Source organism: Aminobacter carboxidus, assembly GCF_014863355.1.
Lineage (GTDB): Bacteria > Pseudomonadota > Alphaproteobacteria > Rhizobiales > Rhizobiaceae > Aminobacter > Aminobacter carboxidus.
This window is the reverse complement of record NZ_JACZEP010000001.1, coordinates 1,250,655-1,268,253: the sequence shown is the minus strand read 5'-3', so window position 1 is coordinate 1,268,253 and position 17,599 is coordinate 1,250,655. Positions and strand designations below refer to the sequence as shown.

Sequence of the window (17,599 nt, the reverse complement as noted above, 5' to 3'; positions counted from 1 at the left end):
TCGGCATCTAGGACCTCGCCGCTGCGGCGCCGTGTCACGCATGCCAGCCAAGCTTCGCCCCGCGGTGGGGGCACCGTCGTTGCGGAGCATCGAGTTGAAGCCGGTCGGCGTCGCAGCACTTTGTTCTTTGGGTGACATGGTCGCCCTGGAATGTCGCGATGCGGAACATCTCCGCGTAAGCGTTGAAGAGCGTTGGCATGGTTTTGCCTCCTGGATGAGAGGATTAGACCGCCTCTAGCCGTGCTCTTCAAACGAGTATAACGTCCATCTTGGATAACCTGAGATTATGCGAATGAACCGCGGGCGGCTTCCGCTGACGGCACTGAGAAGTTTCGAGGCGGCCGGTCGGCACCTGAGTTTCAGCCGTGCCGCTGAAGAGCTGTTTGTCACCCAGGCAGCCATCAGCCGCCAGATACGCGAGCTGGAAACCTTCCTGCGCCAGCCGCTGTTCGTGCGCTACCATCGTCGCGTCGAACTGACCGAGCCGGGCCAGAAGCTGCTGCAGCAGCTGGTCAAGAGCTTCGACGACATCGACCGGCGGCTTTCGGAGCTGGCGACAAGGCCCGCCCTTTCAGTGGTCAGCGTCAGTGCCGAACCCGCGCTTGCCGCCAGCTGGCTTCTGCCGCGGCTCAACAAATTCCGCGAAATGCGGCCCGACATCGAGATCGCGCTCGATGTCGACCCGCGCCTGATCGACTTCCGCAGCGACCAGGCCGAGCTCGCCTTGCGCTTCAGCGCGCACAATACGGCATGGCCGCGCAGCGAGTCGCAGCTGTTGGGGCTGGTCGTCGATTCGCCAATTCTCTCGCCGGCGCTGCTGGCATCCGGCCCGCCTTTGGAATCCCCTGCTGATCTGCGCCGCTACACGCTGTTGCATGAGGAAAACCGCCAGGGCTGGGCGCGCTGGTTTGAAGCAGCAGGTGCCGACGAAGCTTCTGTCCCCGAGCGTGGGCCTTTGTTGGCCGACGCGGCGCTGTCGAAACAGGCGGCCATGCTCGGCCACGGCGTCGCCCTTGGCGACCTGCTGCTGGTGTATGAAGAACTTCAGGCAGGAACGTTGGTCAAGCCGTTCGAGACCAATGTCGTGTGCGGCGGCTACTGGCTGGTGGCCAAGAACCTAGCCAAGCTGTCCGAGCCTGCACAGTGCTTCGCAGAGTGGATCAAGGCCGAATTCGCCGAAAGCCTCGATGTCCTCGACAACTGCCTGGCTGCAGCCTACCTGCGCTCAATCTGACCGATCGCGTCGACCACGGCATCGAAGGTCAGCATCGTCGAGGCGTGCCGCGCCTTGTAGTCGCGCACCGGCTCGAGATACTTCAGGTCGCCGAACCGGCCCTCCGGCGGGGTCCCGCCTTCCTTGAGCATGCGCAGCATCGTTTCGCGTACCGCGCGCAATTCTTCGGCGCTGGCGCCAACGACATGCTCGGCCATGATCGACGACGACGCCTGGCCCAGCGCGCAGGCCTTCACTTCATGGGCAAAGTCGGTGACCACCCCGTCCTTCATCGCCAGATCAATCGTGACAGTCGATCCACACAGTTTTGAATGCGCCGTCGCCGTCGCATCGGGATGATCGAGCCGGCCAAGCCGGCCGATATTGCCGGCGAAACCGAGGATTTTCGTGTTGTAGATGTCGTCGATCAACTTTTTTCACTCTGAGTGCGCGTGACGAACAACTCTTGTCGCGGTTGCATCTTTCAATCGTCGTCGTCACCCATATATAATGGTGGCGCTCGCCTCCCGACAAGGCAGCAGAATCTGCATCGGGAGAAGAGCAAGATAAGCAGCTTTGGGTACGGCACTCTTGTTCCGGTGGTCCCTAAAGTGGCTGTGTCCGTTCAACTCGTCCCTGCTCTGACAGGGACTACTGGAGACGCCTGATATGGATGCCGTTGCCAAGAAGCTGATGCCGCAATCAGCCTATATGGACAAGCCTGCGACCGACCGCCCGACCGAGGCGGAGGTTGAAGCCGCAGTGAAGGTGCTGTTGCGCTGGACCGGAGACGATCCGCAGCGCGAAGGCCTGATCGACACGCCCAAGCGCGTGACCAAGGCCTTCCGTGAAATGTTCAACGGCTACGACATGTGCCCGGCCGACGAGCTTGGCCGCACCTTCGAGGAGGTCGCTGGCTATGACGATCTGGTCATTGTACGCGACATCAAGTTCCATTCGCATTGCGAGCACCACATGGTGCCGATCATCGGCAAGGCCCATGTCGGCTATCTGCCGGATGGTAAGGTTGTCGGGCTTTCCAAGATCGCCCGTGTCGTCGACATCTTCGCCCACCGCCTGCAGACGCAGGAAGCGATGACGGCGCAGATTGCCGGTGTCATCCAGGACGTGCTAAATCCGCGCGGCGTCGCCGTGATGATCGAGGCCGAGCATATGTGCATGGCCATGCGCGGCATCCGCAAGCAGGGTTCAACGACCCTGACCTCCACCTTCACCGGCGTTTTCCGGGACACTCCCGAAGAACAGGTCCGGTTCGTGACCATGGTGCGAGCCGGCGGCGGCGGGATCTGATCCCGCTTCGCCGGTGCCCGACTTAGGACCCCGGCGATGACCCTGCAGTTTCCACAAGCTTCCGAAGACAAGCGCGCGCTCGAAGAAGGCGAAGCGTTCACGCCGCGCTTCGACGCCAATGGCCTCGTCACCGCCGTCGTCACCGACGCTGGCGACGGCGTGCTGCTGATGGTCGCGCACATGAACGCCGAAGCCCTGGCGCTGACCATCGAAACCGGCATTGCCCACTACTGGTCGCGCTCGCGCGGTTCGTTGTGGAAGAAGGGTGAGACCTCGGGCAACTTCCAGCACGTCGTCGAAATCCGCACCGACTGCGACCAGGATGCCGTGTGGCTACGCGTAAATGTTACCGGCCACGAAGCAACCTGCCACACCGGCAGGCGTTCCTGTTTCTATCGGACGGTGGGGTACAAAAACGGCATGGCCACGCTCAGCGCGGACGGCAGTGCTCCTCTGTTCGATACAGACGAGACCTACCACAAGAAATCGTGAACCGGCTTGCTGTTCCAGAACACATAGATTCACGATTTTAATACGGGTCGGGAGTAGTCTGCTTCTGGGACAAGGGAGATTTTGATGCTCGAGTGGGCGTCATTTCATGCACGCGAAAACATCCGGGAAGCCAACGGCTTTTCTTCCGGCACGAGTTCGAACACGCCCGAAACGGCCAAGCAGAACGGCATCTCACTGGCACTTGGCGGCGGCGCCGCGCGCGGCTGGGCCCATATCGGCGTGCTGCGCGCGCTTGATGAGGCCGGAATTCGCATCAACATGATCGCAGGCACCTCGATCGGCGCCTTGGTCGGCGGCTGTTATCTCGCCGGCAGGCTCGACGAGCTCGAGGAGTTCGCCCGCAGCCTGACCAAGCGCCGGATCTTTGGCCTGTTCGATTTCAAGCTTGGCGGCAGTGGCCTGTTCGGCGGCATGAAGCTTGATGCCCGCATGCAGCATCACATGGGCTCCGTGAGCTTCGAAGACCTGCCAAAACCCTTCGTCTGCGTCGCCACCGAGATCCGCACCGGCCATGAGATCTGGCTGTCGAGCGGCTCGCTGATCAAGGCGATGCGCGCTTCATATGCCCTGCCCGGCGTGTTCGAACCGGTTACCTGCAACGGACGCGTGCTCGTCGACGGTGCGCTGGTCAATCCGGTTCCGGTTTCGGTCTGCCGCGCCAACGAACAGCCGTTGGTGGTGGCGGTCAATCTGCACTACGACCTGTTCGGGCGTGCCGCCGTCATCAAGCACAGTGCCGGCGAACTTGTGGTCGAGCGCCCGGCACGGCCTGGCGAGAGCTCGACACAGAGCGATCGCGAAACGCGGCTTGGCATCACCGGCGTGATGGTCGAGGCTTTCAACATCATCCAGGACCGTATTTCGCGCGCTCGTCTCGCCGGCGATCCGCCCGACCTGTCGATCCAGCCCAAGCTTGGCCTCATCGGCCTGTCGGAATTCCACCGCGCCGACGAAGCCATCCGCCTCGGCTACGAGGCGACCAAGGCGCAGATGGAGGAGATCCTCCGGCTCCAGGCGGTGCTGGGTTAAGGCCCGGCCAGCGACGCGTCGACGATCCTGAACTGGGCCGTGCGGCTGCCATTCCAGTGATTGACCGAAATCGAGCCGGCAACGTGGATCGCGCGGTCGCGATTGCGGAACAGGAAATCGCCAAGCGGCGTTTCTGCCGCCCTGAAGGCCATGGCTTGCACCCGGCCGCCGCTTTCCGAACGCAGATCGATACGGATATGCGCCGTGCCGACAAGCCGCGCGTCGGCGATACGGTGCCGGGGCAGAACGAAGACCGGCGGAACATGCCCTGCCCCGAACGGCCCGGCCTTCTCCAGCGCATCGACCAACGTCAGCGTCGCGCCTTCCGCAGCCAGGGCGCCGTCGATCTTGAGGCTTTCCTCGTCCTGTAGCCGGAACACGTCGGCTGCGGCGCGTTGCTCGAAAAAGGCACGCAACTCGCCAAGCTTGGCGCGCTCGACGGTGATGCCGGCCGCCATGGCGTGGCCGCCACCCTTGACCAGCAAGCCGGCCTCCACGGCCTCGCGCACGAGCCGTCCAAGGTCGAAACCGGAAACCGAGCGCCCCGACCCCGTGCCAAGGCCATTCGGATTGAAGGCGATGGCGAAGGCCGGGCGGCGGGCATGATCCTTGAGCCGCGAGGCGAGCAGGCCGACGATGCCAGGGTGCCAGGTCGTGTTTGCGGTGACCAGCACCGCCGGCCCGGGGCCGGCACCGATCTCGGCGTCGGCCTCGGCGCGCGCTTCGGCCAGCATCTCGGTCTCCATCGCCTGCCGCTCCTGATTCAGGCGGTCGAGCGTTTCGGCGATCGTTCCGGCCTCGACCGGATCGTCGGTGGCGAGCAGCTTGCTGCCCAAGGCGGCGTCGCCGATGCGCCCGCCGGCGTTGATGCGCGGGCCAAGCAGGAAAGCGAGATGAAAATTGTTGAGCGGTTCGCCGATGCGTGCAACGCGGGCGAGTGCGGTCAGCCCGGGATTGTTCTGCTGGCGCATCGCCTGCAGCCCCTTGACGACAAAGGCGCGGTTGACCCCGGTCAGCGGCACGACGTCGCAAACGGTCGCCAGTGCCACAAGGTCGAGCAGCGACAACAGATCCGGGCGCGGTGCATCAGGCAATTTTTCCCGCAACACCTTGGCAGTCTGGACCAGCGCCAGGAAGGTCACGCCGGCAGCGCAGAGATGGCCCTGCCCTGAAAGATCGTCGTCGCGGTTCGGGTTGACCACCGCGCGCGCATGGGGCAGCGGCCCGCCAAGTTGATGGTGGTCGAGCACCACGACATCGGCGCCGGCCTCGTTGGCAGCATCGATGGAGGCAGCACTGTTGGTGCCGCAGTCGACGGTGATGATCAGGCTGGCGCCCCGGCCGATGAGATCGCGCATCGCATCGGGGTTGGGGCCGTAACCTTCGAAGATGCGGTCGGGGATGTAGATCTCGGACTCGATGCCAAAATGCGTGAGAAAGCGGCTCATCAACGCCGAAGACGATGCGCCATCGACGTCATAGTCGCCGAAGATCGCCACCTTTTCCTTGCGCAGCACCGCATCGGCGATACGCTCGGCAGCCTTGGCCATGTCGGTCAGCGACGCCGGATCGGGCAGCAGGTCGCGGATCGTCGGGTCGAGAAAACGCTCGGTGTCCTCAGGCAACACGCCTCGCCCGGCGAGCACGCGGGCAACGATGTCGGGCACGCCATGCCCCTGGGCGATGGCGAGCGCCAGCATGTCCTGGCGTTCGGTCAGCCGGTGCTCCCATGAGACACCGGTGGCCGAACGCCGTACGCCTAGAAAATTACGCTTTTCAGTCGCCATTCAGTTGAGGTCCACCCGCTTCGGATCGACCATAGGCGAGACGGACAAGCGCGTAATCAGAATTTTTCCAGATCCTGGTGACGCGCCTTGATCTCACGCACCGTCTTTGACGACGAGCGCAGAACGATGGTGTGGGTGGTGATCGAATCGCGGCCGAATTTCACGCCGGCAAGCATGTTGCCGTCGGTGACGCCGGTTGCGGCAAACAGCACGTCACCGCGCGCCATTTCATCGATGCGGTAGACCTTCTTGGGATCGGTGATGCCCATGGTCGCGGCGCGGGCAACCTTTTCCGGCGAATCAAGCAACAGGCGGCCGAGCATCTGGCCACCGGTGCAGCGCAAGGCGGCAGCGGCCAGCACGCCCTCAGGCGCACCACCGGTGCCGAGGTAGATGTCGATGCCGGTTTCTTCAGGATCGGTGGTGTGGATGACACCGGCCACGTCGCCATCGCCGATCAGGCGGATGGCAGCGCCGGTCGCACGCACGGCTTCGATCAGCTTGGCGTGGCGCGGGCGGTCGAGGATGCAGGCGGTGATCTCTTCTACCGGCACGCCCTTGGCCTTGGCGACGCTGGCGATGTTTTCAGCCGGCGAAGCATCGATGTCGATGACGCCTTCAGGGTAGCCGGGGCCGACGGCGATCTTGTCCATGTAGACGTCAGGCGCGAACAGCAGGCTTCCCTTTTCAGCGATGGCGATGACGGCGAGGGCGTTGGGCAGGTTCTTGGCGCAGATGGTGGTGCCTTCGAGCGGGTCGAGGGCGATGTCGACATCGGGGCCGCCCGAGCCGACTTCCTCGCCGATGTAGAGCATCGGTGCCTCGTCGCGTTCGCCTTCGCCGATGACGACGGTGCCCTTGATGGCAAGGCGGTTCAATTCCTGACGCATGGCGTCGACGGCGACCTGGTCGGCGGCCTTCTCGTCGCCGCGCCCGCGCAGCCTTGCTGCGGCAACGGCAGCGCGCTCGGTGACGCGCACGAGTTCCATGGTGAGAATCCGGTCGAGGCCGGCTACAACGCTTTTCGCCATAATGCTGGGTCCTGAAGTCGATGGGTTCGGAGCGCCCAAACCGGGCCGGCTCTTATTGTCAAACCCGCATGACAACGGCAAGACCTGTTGCCCGCTTAATCGAAAGCGAAACAATATCAATCGATTGAAAGGGAATTGAGGCTTGACTGCCTGGCCGGGGGCACATTTGCGCCCCCTCGTCGAGGCGTCGGACTAGCCGGCGCGCTCGATACGGATGACCTGCGGCTTGTCGGTCAGGTGGCCGTCTTTGGTCACGCCGTCGACAGCCTTGCGGACGGCAGCCTCGGTGGTCTCGTGGGTCACCAGAATTACCGTCTTCTGCGCGGTGCCGCCTTCCGTGCCATTGGCGTGCTGAACGATCGATTCCAGCGAAATGTCGTTGTCGGCCATGCGCTTGGCGATGGCTGCGAAGACGCCGATCCGGTCGTGCACGGTCAGGCGGATAAAGTAGCCGCCGGCGTGGCTGCGCATCTGCGCCTTCTTGTAGGGCTTCAGTTCCTTGGCCGGACGGCCGAACACCGGGCCGTGCTGGAAGCCGGGGCGGCTCTTGGCGATGTCGGCGATGTCACCGACGACGGCCGACGCCGTGGCGTTGCCGCCGGCACCGGGACCCGACAGCAACAACTCGCCCAGAATGTCGGTTTCGATCGCCACCGCGTTGGTGACACCATGGACCTGGGCGATGACCGAAGCCGTCGGCACCATGGTCGGGTGCACGCGCTGCTCGATGCCGCTTTCGGTGCGCTGGGCAACGCCGAGCAGCTTGATGCGATAGCCGAGCTCAGCCGCTGCGCGAATGTCAGCCTGGGTGATGTTGGAAATGCCTTCGAGATAGATGTCGTCGGCCGCGATCTTCGAGCCAAAAGCCAGGCTGGTCAGGATGGCAAGCTTGTGCGCCGTGTCGTTGCCCTCGATGTCGAAGGTCGGGTCGGCTTCGGCGTAGCCAAGGCGCTGGGCGTCGGCGAGGCAGGCCTCGAAGGTCAGGCCCTCGGCTTCCATGCGCGTCAGGATGTAGTTGCAGGTGCCGTTGAGAATGCCGAAGACGCGGGTGACGCTGTTGCCGGCCATCGCCTCGCGCATCGTCTTGATGACAGGGATGCCGCCGGCGACCGCCGCTTCGTAGTTGAGCAGCACGCCCTTCTTCTCGGCGATCTCGGCCAGCGCCACGCCATGCTTGGCGAGCAGCGCCTTGTTGGCGGTAACGACGTGACGGCCAGCGTCCAGGGCGGCTCGCACGCAAGCGCGCGCGGCACCCTCGTCACCACCGATCAGTTCGATGAAGACGTCGATATCGGCTTTCTCGGCCAGTTCGATCGGATCGTCGAACCACTGGGCGCCGCTCAGGTCGACGCCGCGATCGCGCGTGCGGTCGCGGGCGGAAACAGCTGTGACGACGATTTCGCGGCCGCACTGCCGGGTGAGCTCGGCGCCCTTGTCGCGCAGTACGCGCGCCACCGAAGCACCGACCGTGCCGAGACCGGCAATTCCAACACGCAATGCTTCAGCCATGGTCGCGGCGCCTCTTACTTCAGTAGTTCTGGGAATGTGGCCGTGATGCCGCTCAGCGATGGGCTGCGAGCGGAACCACGTTGTTGGGGTGTTTGGCGGTGGTCTGCAGGAAGCGCTTGATGCTGCGCGCAGCCTGGCGGATGCGGTGCTCGTTCTCAACCAGCGCCAGGCGCACATAATCGTCGCCATGTTCGCCGAAGCCGACGCCCGGAGCGACAGCCACGTCGGCATGCTCGATGAGCAGCTTGGAGAATTCGAGCGAACCAAGATGCTTGAACGGCTCGGGGATCGGCGCCCAGGCAAACATCGTCGCCGCCGGCGCCGGGATTTCCCAGCCTGCGCGGGTGAACGAGTCGACCATCACGTCGCGGCGCTTGTGGTAGACCTCGCGCACTTCGGCGATGTCGGTGCCGTCGCCGTTCAGCGCTGCGGTCGCGGCAACCTGGATCGGCGTGAAAGCGCCATAGTCGAGATACGACTTCACGCGGGTCAGCGCGGCGATCAGGCGCTCGTTGCCGACGGCGAAACCCATGCGCCAGCCCGGCATCGAAAACGTCTTCGACATCGAGGTGAATTCGACCGCGACGTCGATCGCGCCCGGCACCTGAAGCACCGAAGGCGGCGGATTGCCGTCGAAGTAGATCTCCGAATAGGCAAGGTCCGACAGGATGATGATGTCGTTCTTCTTCGCGAAGGCGACGACGTCCTTGTAGAAGTCGAGCGAAGCAACATGCGCCGTCGGGTTCGACGGGTAGTTGAGGATCAGTGCCAATGGCTTCGGGATCGAATGGCGGACGCCGCGTTCGAGCGCCGGGATGAAGCCGTCATCCGGCTTGGCCTGCAGCGAGCGAATGACGCCGCCCGACATGATGAAGCCGAAGGCGTGGATCGGGTAGGTCGGATCCGGGCACAGCACGACGTCGCCAGGCGCGGTGATCGCCTGCGCCATGTTGGCGAAGCCTTCCTTCGAGCCGAGTGTGGCCACGACCTGGGTGTCGGGATTGAGCTTCACGCCAAAGCGACGGGCATAATAATTGGCCTGGGCGCGGCGCAGGCCGGGGATGCCGCGCGACGATGAGTAGCGGTGGGTGCGTGGATCGCGCACCACTTCGCACAGCTTGTCGACGATGGCAGTCGGCGTCGGCAGGTCTGGATTGCCCATGCCAAGGTCGATGATGTCGGCGCCGCGCGAACGGGCCGAGGCCTTCAGCCGGTTGACCTGCTCGAAGACATAAGGCGGAAGGCGGCGGACCTTGTGAAATTCTTCCATGTCAATTCCAGGTAAACGGGGGCTCGGCGATGCGTGCGCGATATACACTCAATTGCAGGCTGGGTCGATAGTCTCGCACTTGCCTTCGATGGCCTTCAGCGTGTCGTCGCCATGCTTTCGGGCCAGGGTGGTCATGGCGGCCGAGTTGCCGCCGCCCGCGCCCGCCTTGGCGCCCTGGCGCTGCTGCGCCGCCTGGAGCGAGGCGAGCTTGGCCGCCTTCTGCTCCTCGGTGAACTGCGCGGCGGCTACCTTCGGCGGAATGTTGAGATTGGGGTAGGTTCCGGTGTCCTGCGCGCCGCGTCCGGTGACTGGTGCAGCACTGCTGGCGGTCGAGGTCGTAGTGCTTGTGCAGCCGCTGGCGGCAACGGCCAATGCCAGCGCACTCGCTGATAACATCACGCGGGCACAGAAAAAAACATTCCGACCAACACTATATGTCATAAAGTTTCCCCGACAGGCGCGGTACAGCGCGTTGGACCCGGTAAGACGTCACATGATACTATGTCAACAATGGGCGCTTTGGGAGGACCTGCAAGAACCATGGCGAAGGTAGACGATTCGGACAAGCCGAGTGGCGATTCCCCCTCCTCCGTCGAGCAATACCTCGTCAAAGATCCGGAACGTTTTGCCCTCAACATGGCCCGCATGATCGAGCAGGCGGGCAAGGCCGCTTCCGCTTGGGCCGAACCGCGCGAGAAGGGCGAACTGCGCGACACCGTCGCCGAACCGATGGCCGACATGGTCAAGACCTTCTCGAAGCTCACCGAATACTGGCTGTCCGACCCGCAACGGGCGCTCGAGGCGCAGACCCGGCTGTTTTCGGGCTATCTAGATGTGTGGAGCAAGTCGATCCAGCGCATGGGCGGCGACGAGGTCGACGACGCCGTCAAACCCGACCGCGCCGACAAGCGCTTTCTCGATCCCGAATGGGGTCGCAACGCCTTCTTCGATTTCCTCAAGCAGGCCTATCTGGTGACGGCGCGCTGGGCCGGCGATCTTGTCGACCACGCCGACGGCCTCGACGAGCACACCCGCCACAAGGCCGGATTCTACGTCAAGCAGGTCGCCAATGCGATCTCGCCGTCGAATTTCATCCTGACCAATCCGGAGCTGTTTCGCGAGACAGTCGCCAGCAATGGCGAAAACCTGGTGCGCGGCATGAAGATGTTCGCCGAGGACATTTCGGCCGGCAAGGGCGACCTCAAGCTCAGGCAGGCCGACTATTCCAGCTTCGAGATCGGCAAGAACATCGCCATGACGCCGGGCAAGGTGGTCGGCCGCAGCGATGTCGCCGAAATCATCCAGTACACGCCCACCACCGACAAGGTGCTGAAGCGGCCGCTGCTGATCTGCCCGCCATGGATCAACAAGTTCTACATCCTCGACCTCAACCCGCAGAAATCCTTCATCCGCTGGGCTGTCGAACAGGGCCACACCGTTTTCGTCATCTCCTGGATCAACCCCGACCAGCGTCACGGCCTCAAGAACTGGGAAGCCTATATTCGCGAGGGCCTGCAATACGGTCTCGACACAGTCGAGCAGGCGACGGGCGAACGCGAAGTCAACGCGATCGGCTATTGCGTCGGCGGCACGCTGCTTGCGGCAGCACTGGCGCTTCTGGCCCAGGAGGGCGACCACCGCATCCAGTCGGTCACCTTCTTCACCACCCAGGTCGATTTCACCTATGCCGGCGACCTCAAGGTGTTCGTCGACGAGGATCAGATAAAAGCACTCGAAGGGGCGATGAAGGACAAGGGCTATCTCGACGGCACCAAGATGGCGACGGCCTTCAACATGCTGCGCTCGGGTGACCTGATCTGGCCTTATGTCATCAACAACTACATGCGCGGCAAGGAGCCGACGCCCTTCGACCTGCTCTACTGGAACGCCGATTCGACACGCATGGCAGCGGCCAACCACTCGTTTTACCTGCGCAACTGCTACCTCGAAAACAACCTGTCGCAAGGCCGGATGGAACTTGCCGGCCGAACCATCTCGCTCGCCGACGTCACCATCCCCGTCTACAATCTGGCGGCGCGCGAGGATCACATCGCCCCTGCCCGCTCGGTGTTCCTCGGCTGCCAGTATTTCGGCGGCGATGTCGACTATGTCGTGGGCGGCTCGGGCCACATCGCCGGTGTCGTCAATCCGCCTGCCACGGGCAAGTACCAGTTCTGGTCGAATGGCAAGCCGGTGGGCGACTTCGATGACTGGCTCAAGGGTGCCGTCGAGACTTCAGGCTCATGGTGGCCGCACTGGCAGAGCTGGATCGAAGCCAAGGACGATACCCTTGTCGCAGCACGCAAGCCTGGCATAAGCGGCCGGGTGCTAGAGGATGCCCCCGGCAGCTATGTGAAAGTTCGCGTGTAACCGGCTGTCACAGGCAGTGAATTGACGCCCTTTACCAAGAGGGCGAAAACGTGGCGGCTATCATGATCTCGCCTTAATTGACGCCTAGCCCGCTAACTGGGGTATCATTGCCGAAATTTTGAGTACCGCTTCTCGTTCAGGAGCGTGGTTGCGTAAACGTTCGATTTCAATCGCCAAGCGTAATCGTTGGCCTGCAGTGCATGAGAGGGGACCGGTTTGACGTCAGGAGCACTGCGATTCGCAGACCGGCGATGCGGCGTTGCGCTGACCGTACTGGTTTCGCTGCTTACTGTGTCTTGCTCGTCGACGGGCGAACCCAATTTCGACCTGGCAAATCCCGCGGCCAATGCTGCAACGACCACCGAAACAACCACGGCTCAATCGGCAACCGCCGCCGGCGCCCCAGCCGCGACCGTTGCCCAGGTGACGATGAGCCAGGCAGGCGACACCGCCCTTCCCGACCAGGTCGGGTATGTCCCGCTGGTCAAGCCAGGGGCCGAAAACGCAGCCGAAGTTGCCATCGCCAGTGCCGAACAGCAGCAGCAGCCCCTAACGGTGGCCGCAGCGGAGCAGCCGAAGGCGGAAGCTGACGCTGCCCAGACCGCGGACGCGAAAACGGCCAAACCGCCTGCACAGCAAGACACCGGCTTCATATTGACCAACGGGCCGGCGGCCGAGCCCGAAGCGCCCAAGAAGAAGGGGCTGTTTGCCTCGTTGTTCGGCTCTTCGTCCGCCAAGGCGGCACCTGCGCCAGCGGAGCAGAAGGCAAAGCCGTTGATCGCGATGGGCGACGAATCGTCCGACGCCAAACCAAAGGCCGCGGAAGAAAAAGCCAAGCCGATCATCACACTGGCCTCGGCGAAAGCCGAAGCAAAGCCGGTGGAGCTTGCTTCGCTGGGCGGCTCGTCAAGTGGCGATTCGAACTGGGCGCTGCCGGGCGTGCGCACCACCGACCTGTTCGAGATCAAGCGCAAGTCGGGCATTAACGACGACAGCGACGTCGACCTGCACGAAGACGAGGATCCCGGCCTGGAGCTGGCTTCGGCAGCCGGCATGGCGCGACTCGCGCCCAATGGCCTGCTCAAGCAGACCGAAAGCGTCGATGTCGCCTGCCTGAAGCCGTCGCTGGTGCGAATCCTGAAGGCGGCCGAGCAGCACTACGGCAAGAAGATGATCGTCACGTCGGGCTACCGCAACCCCGAACGCAACCGCCGCGCCCGCGGCGCCAAGAATTCGCAGCATATGTATTGCGCGGCGGCCGACATCCAGATTCCGGGCGTCGGCAAATGGGAACTGGCGACTTATCTGCGCGCGATGCCGGGCCGCGGCGGCGTCGGCACCTATTGCCATACCAACTCCGTCCACATCGACGTCGGCCCGGAACGCGACTGGAACTGGCGTTGCGGCCGTCGCCGTGGATAAGTAGAAAAAATTTCGCGACGCAGCAAAAAGACGGGTTGCCTGTCGCGAACAAGCCAATTATACACCGCCTCACCTGAGCGCGCCCATCGTCTAGCGGTTAGGACACCGCCCTTTCACGGCGGTAACAGGGGTTCGATTCCCCTTGGGCGTACCAGGTTTTTCAGCCATCTAGCTGACATTGTGCCAAGCTTTAGGGCAGCCAACAGGCGATCCGAGCAGGCCGATTCCGCTCGGCTCCATCGGGCTGTTCCAGCGGCGCTCGACATCTTCCATGACGGCCAACCGATCAGAACTGTTTCGGCGGGGCATGATTGCCGCCTGGCGCCCTTGGCCCAGCAATGTCGAGCCGCATGAGTGGGACGCGGATAGCTGAATCGGGCCGCCGTGGAGTGTCGATGGCAGCCCGACCGATGGCGCGGCGCGGGTCAGGTCGCCAGGTGCTCGAACAGCCGCGCGACCGCCTCGGCACCCGGATCGATGTGCCCTTCGAGTTGCTTTGCGTTGATGTAGGCGGCGCGGCCGGCCTTGGCGCGGGTAAGGGTCGCTGTGAAGTTGGCGCCTTTGCGGGCGGCATCAGCCGCAGCGACGAGGCTATCGTCGAGGGCCACCAGAGCGGGAGAAAGGGCATCTACCATTGTACGGTCGCCGATCTTGGCGCCGCCGATCTCCTGCATGCGCGCCAGCCCCGCCCGCAGTGCCTCCCGCATCGGCAGGCCGCTAGATGCCCCGTCGCCAGCGGCGGCAAAGAAGATGGCGAGCAGCACGCCCGAGGAGCCGCCCATCGTCTGGCTCAATTCCTGGCCGATGGCACGCAGCAGTTGCGTGTGATCCGACAGCGGCAGCCGGTCGATGGCGTTGATCAGGGCACGGGCGGCACCCGCCAGCGTCGAGCCGGTGTCGCCATCGCCCGACTTGGCGTCGAGCGCGTTGAGATCCTGCTCGGCTCCGATCAGCACGTTGCAGCAGCTGATCACGAAGGCGCGCGTCGCCGCATGGTTCGACGGCATCGGCGTGATCGGAGTCAGGCCGTCGGGCATGGGGGCGACCGTAATCGGGCGGGCCCGCGAGAGCCCAGGCCAGGCCGGGATCGCGACAGGCGCTTTGAGCAACTCCAGTTCGGCCGCATCCGCCGGAAAAACCGAGATGGAAAAGCCCTGCATGTCGAGCGACGTCATCAACGGCGAAGGCCCGATGGCATGACTGATCCTCTCGCCGATGGCCGACTGGAGCAGGTCATGGGCAAGCACGGACATTTCCAGCACTGAGGTGCCGCCGAGATTGTTGACCAGTGCCACATGCTGCCCCTCGCCCATCACCGATGCCAGTCGCTCGACCATGGTCGCGACGGAAGCACGGGCGCCAGCAAAGTCGATCTGCTCGACGCCGGCTTCGCCATGGATGCCAAGGCCGAGCTCGGCTTTGCCAAGGGGGATGCGATCTTCCTTAGGCGAACCCGGAACGCTGCAGGTGTCGAGCGACATGCCGATGGTGCGGGTGCCCGAGATAACGTGTTTCGCCGCCGCCGTCACCGTGTCGAGGTCGGCGCCCCGTTCGGCAAGCGCGCCGGCGATCTTGTGCACGAACAGCGTGCCGGCGACGCCGCGCGCCTGCGGCAAGTCGGGCAATGCGATGTCGTCGCCGACGATCACCATCGAAACGTTAAGCCCGAAGGCGCGGGCCCGCTCGGCGGCGAGACCGAAGTTCAGTCGGTCGCCGGTGTAGTTCTTGACGATCAACAGACAGCCGGCCGGCCCGGTCACCGCCAGGATGCCGGCGAGCACCGCATCGACGCTGGGCGACGCAAAGACGTCGCCGCAGACCGCGGCCGTCAGCATGCCTTTACCAACGAAGCCGACATGCGCTGGCTCGTGACCGGAGCCGCCGCCCGAGACGATCGCCACCTTTGACTTGTCCCAATCACTGCGCAGCACGACGCGTATATGCGGATAGCCGTCGAGGCGGGTGAGCGCGCCGCCCGACAGCGCAAGCACACCGTCGATTGCCTCGGTGACGACGTCTTCGCGCCTGTTGATGAATTGCGCCATGGAAATCTCCTCAAGCTATGCGCATGCCAGCCGCATCGAAATAGAGCGGCCGCGACGGTTGGATCTTGATGGTCTCGCCGCCCCGGAGCGGTGTGTGAGCATCGGTAACGGTGATAAGGTCGTGCCGCTTCAGGGTCAGGTGCAGGCGCGTCTGGTCGCCGAGATGCTCGACACGCTTGACCAGCGCCTCCTGCCCTTCGCCCTGCACGATATGTTCAGGGCGAAGGCCGATGCTTTTCGCGGCCGAAGGCGCGCCGGCGAACAGATCGGCCGGCAGCACGTTGATGCGCGGCTGGCCGAGGCGCGTTGCCGCATAGACGCTGACTGGCTGCTCGTAGACTTCGCGCGGCGGGCCGAACTGCACCAGCCTGCCTTCATTCAACACCCCGACATGGGTCGCCATCGTCATCGCCTCGATCTGGTCGTGAGTGACATAAAGCAGCGTCGCCCCCGATTTCGCCTGGATGCGCTTCAATTCGATGCGCAGGTCGGCCCGAAGCTTGGCGTCGAGCGAGCTCAGCGGCTCGTCCATGAGGAATATCTGCGGGTTGCGCACCAGCGCCCGGCCGATGGAGACGCGCTGCATCTCGCCGCCCGACAGCGCGGTCGCCTTGTTGTCGAGCTTGTGGGCGATCTGCAGAACCTCCGCGACCTCTTTCACAGTCCGGTCGATCAGGTCCCGCGGTGTCTTGAGCAGCGGCGATTTCAGCGGAAACTCGAGGTTCTGCCGCACTGTCAGGTGCGGGTAAAGCGAGTATTGCTGGAACACCATCGCGACGTTGCGCTCGGCCGGCGACATCCCCTTCACCGGCCGGCCGCCGATATGGACCTCGCCGCTGTCGGGCGCATCGAGGCCGGAGACCATGCGCAGCGTCGTCGTCTTGCCCGCGCCCGTGGGGCCGAGCAGCACGACGAATGAACCGTCGGGGATCGTCAGCGAAACATTGTTAAGCGCACCTGTGCCGCCAAAGGACTTGGTGACATTTTCAAGGACAACTTCAGCCATGTCCCAGCACTCCATCATTGGCGTCCGAGCGCAGGACCTTGCCGGTTTCGGCGTCGAACACCGACAGCGTCCGCGGGTCGAACTGGAGACCGACCAGCTCGTCTTCGCGAACCACCTGGTCCGATGGGACACGCGCCTTGAGATCGCCGTAGCTCGACCTCAGTGTCACGATCTGGGTCGTCCCCAGATATTCGACCGCGCTGACCCGCCCCCTGTATGCCGAGTCGTTCACGAACCTCACATGTTCGGGCCGCACGCCCAGTGTCAGCTTGCCGGCCCGCCCTTCGCGCAAGCCCGGCACCTCTATCTTCGCCTCGCCGAGATCGATTGATGTGCCGCCGATGCCGATCATGCCCTCGAACTCCAGGAAGTTCATCGGCGGCGAGCCGATGAACTGGGCGACGAACTTGGTCGCCGGCCAGTCATAGATCTGCTGCGGCTTGCCGAACTGCTCGACCACGCCGTGGTTCATGACAACGATCTTGTCGCCCATCTGCATGGCCTCGAGCTGGTCGTGGGTTACATAGACCGTGGTTGCGCCCATGCGGTCGTGCAGCGCGCGCAATTCCTCGGCCATGTGCTCGCGGAACTCCGCATCGAGCGCGCCGAGCGGCTCGTCCATGAAAAACGCCTTGGGACGGCGCACGATGGCCCGGCCGAGTGCTACGCGCTGGCGGTCACCGCCCGACAGCCCGCCAACCGGCCTGTCGAGGATGTTTTCGATCTTGAGGATGCGGGCAACCTCGTGGACCCGCGTCTTCACCTCCTCGCGCTTCATGCCCTGGCTGACCAGCGGATAGGAGATGTTCTTGCGCACGTTCATATGCGGATAGAGCGCAAACATCTGGAACACGAAGGCAATGTCGCGCTTGCTGGCCGGCTTCATGCCGACCTCTTCGCCATCGATGAAGATCTCGCCCGAGGTCGGCAGCTCGAGCCCGGCCATCATCCTGAGCGTCGTCGTCTTGCCGCAGCCGGAGGGGCCGAGCAGCATGAAGAACTCGCCATCCTCGATGGTAAAGCTCGAGGAGCGGACGGCGGTGAAGGCGCCGAACTCCTTGCGCACATTCTGGATTCTGATCTGCGCCACGGG

The 17,599-nt window shown here is 63.8% G+C and carries 15 protein-coding genes and 1 tRNA gene; 7 read left to right on the top strand and 9 right to left on the bottom strand.

Annotated elements, in window-relative coordinates:
* Window positions 1–292 precede the first annotated feature (292 nt).
* Window positions 293–1,234, top strand: a complete 942-nt coding sequence (locus tag IHE39_RS05985; protein WP_184769142.1) for a LysR substrate-binding domain-containing protein — start codon at window positions 293–295, stop codon at window positions 1,232–1,234.
* On the opposite strand, the gene IHE39_RS05980 is transcribed toward IHE39_RS05985, so the two are convergent.
* Window positions 1,216–1,644, bottom strand: a complete 429-nt coding sequence (locus tag IHE39_RS05980) for an iron-sulfur cluster assembly scaffold protein (protein WP_184769141.1) — start codon at window positions 1,642–1,644, stop codon at window positions 1,216–1,218. The two genes, IHE39_RS05985 and IHE39_RS05980, sit on opposite strands and share 19 nt — an antisense overlap.
* Window positions 1,645–1,882: 238 nt before the next feature.
* Between IHE39_RS05980 and folE the strand changes: the two genes are divergently transcribed.
* From folE to IHE39_RS05965, 3 genes are all read left to right on the top strand, one after another.
* Entirely contained in the window at window positions 1,883–2,524 is a 642-nt protein-coding gene (gene folE / locus IHE39_RS05975; RefSeq protein WP_067961716.1) for a GTP cyclohydrolase I FolE, read from the top strand.
* 36 nt (window positions 2,525–2,560) lie between these two features.
* Window positions 2,561–3,016 carry a phosphoribosyl-AMP cyclohydrolase gene (gene hisI, locus IHE39_RS05970; RefSeq protein ID WP_192565818.1) on the top strand — a complete coding sequence of 152 codons (456 nt, stop codon included), beginning with the start codon at window positions 2,561–2,563 and terminating at the stop codon, window positions 3,014–3,016.
* A gap of 84 nt (window positions 3,017–3,100) precedes the next feature.
* Window positions 3,101–4,066 carry a patatin family protein gene (locus IHE39_RS05965; RefSeq protein WP_192565817.1) on the top strand — a complete coding sequence of 322 codons (966 nt, stop codon included), beginning with the start codon at window positions 3,101–3,103 and terminating at the stop codon, window positions 4,064–4,066.
* On the opposite strand, the gene recJ is transcribed toward IHE39_RS05965, so the two are convergent.
* From recJ to IHE39_RS05940, 5 genes are all read right to left on the bottom strand, one after another.
* Window positions 4,063–5,853 (bottom strand): single-stranded-DNA-specific exonuclease RecJ, encoded by a 1,791-nt coding sequence (gene recJ, locus IHE39_RS05960; protein WP_192565816.1) that lies wholly within the window; start codon window positions 5,851–5,853, stop codon window positions 4,063–4,065. The two genes, IHE39_RS05965 and recJ, sit on opposite strands and share 4 nt — an antisense overlap.
* A 56-nt stretch (window positions 5,854–5,909) precedes the next feature.
* A complete protein-coding gene (glpX, locus tag IHE39_RS05955; protein ID WP_192565815.1) occupies window positions 5,910–6,884 on the bottom strand; it encodes a class II fructose-bisphosphatase in 975 nt (324 codons plus the stop codon).
* Window positions 6,885–7,076: 192 nt separating this feature from the next.
* Window positions 7,077–8,393, bottom strand: a complete 1,317-nt coding sequence (locus IHE39_RS05950; protein WP_192565814.1) for a homoserine dehydrogenase — start codon at window positions 8,391–8,393, stop codon at window positions 7,077–7,079.
* A gap of 52 nt (window positions 8,394–8,445) precedes the next feature.
* A complete protein-coding gene (locus IHE39_RS05945) occupies window positions 8,446–9,663 on the bottom strand; it encodes an LL-diaminopimelate aminotransferase (protein ID WP_192565813.1) in 1,218 nt (405 codons plus the stop codon).
* Between the two features lie 48 nt (window positions 9,664–9,711).
* Window positions 9,712–10,059 carry a hypothetical protein gene (locus IHE39_RS05940; protein ID WP_246485384.1) on the bottom strand — a complete coding sequence of 116 codons (348 nt, stop codon included), beginning with the start codon at window positions 10,057–10,059 and terminating at the stop codon, window positions 9,712–9,714.
* A 144-nt stretch (window positions 10,060–10,203) separates the two neighbouring features.
* On the opposite strand from IHE39_RS05940, the gene IHE39_RS05935 reads away from it, so the two are divergent.
* The 3 genes from IHE39_RS05935 to IHE39_RS05925 all read left to right on the top strand — a co-directional run bounded on the left by IHE39_RS05935 (window position 10,204) and on the right by IHE39_RS05925 (window position 13,609).
* Complete coding sequence (locus tag IHE39_RS05935; protein WP_192565811.1) at window positions 10,204–12,033, top strand: PHA/PHB synthase family protein; 1,830 nt, start codon at window positions 10,204–10,206, stop codon at window positions 12,031–12,033.
* 216 nt (window positions 12,034–12,249) lie between these two features.
* Complete coding sequence (locus IHE39_RS05930) at window positions 12,250–13,455, top strand: YcbK family protein (protein WP_192565810.1); 1,206 nt, start codon at window positions 12,250–12,252, stop codon at window positions 13,453–13,455.
* Window positions 13,456–13,534: 79 nt separating this feature from the next.
* A tRNA-Glu gene (locus tag IHE39_RS05925) sits at window positions 13,535–13,609 on the top strand.
* A gap of 271 nt (window positions 13,610–13,880) precedes the next feature.
* Here IHE39_RS05925 and IHE39_RS05920 read toward each other — a convergent pair.
* Genes IHE39_RS05920 through IHE39_RS05910 form a run of 3 tightly spaced genes read right to left on the bottom strand, consistent with a single transcriptional unit; the run spans window position 13,881 to window position 17,596 of the window.
* Window positions 13,881–15,500: a dihydroxyacetone kinase subunit DhaK gene (locus IHE39_RS05920; protein WP_192565809.1), complete on the bottom strand. Its 1,620-nt coding sequence runs from the start codon at window positions 15,498–15,500 to the stop codon at window positions 13,881–13,883.
* A gap of 10 nt (window positions 15,501–15,510) precedes the next feature.
* The gene (locus IHE39_RS05915) at window positions 15,511–16,506 is read right to left on the bottom strand and encodes an ABC transporter ATP-binding protein (protein WP_192565808.1); all 996 of its coding nucleotides are present in this window, start codon (window positions 16,504–16,506) and stop codon (window positions 15,511–15,513) included.
* The gene (locus IHE39_RS05910) at window positions 16,499–17,596 is read right to left on the bottom strand and encodes an ATP-binding cassette domain-containing protein (protein ID WP_192565807.1); all 1,098 of its coding nucleotides are present in this window, start codon (window positions 17,594–17,596) and stop codon (window positions 16,499–16,501) included. Before IHE39_RS05910 ends, IHE39_RS05915 begins: the two co-directional genes overlap by 8 nt.
* Between the last annotated feature and the right edge of the window lie 3 nt (window positions 17,597–17,599).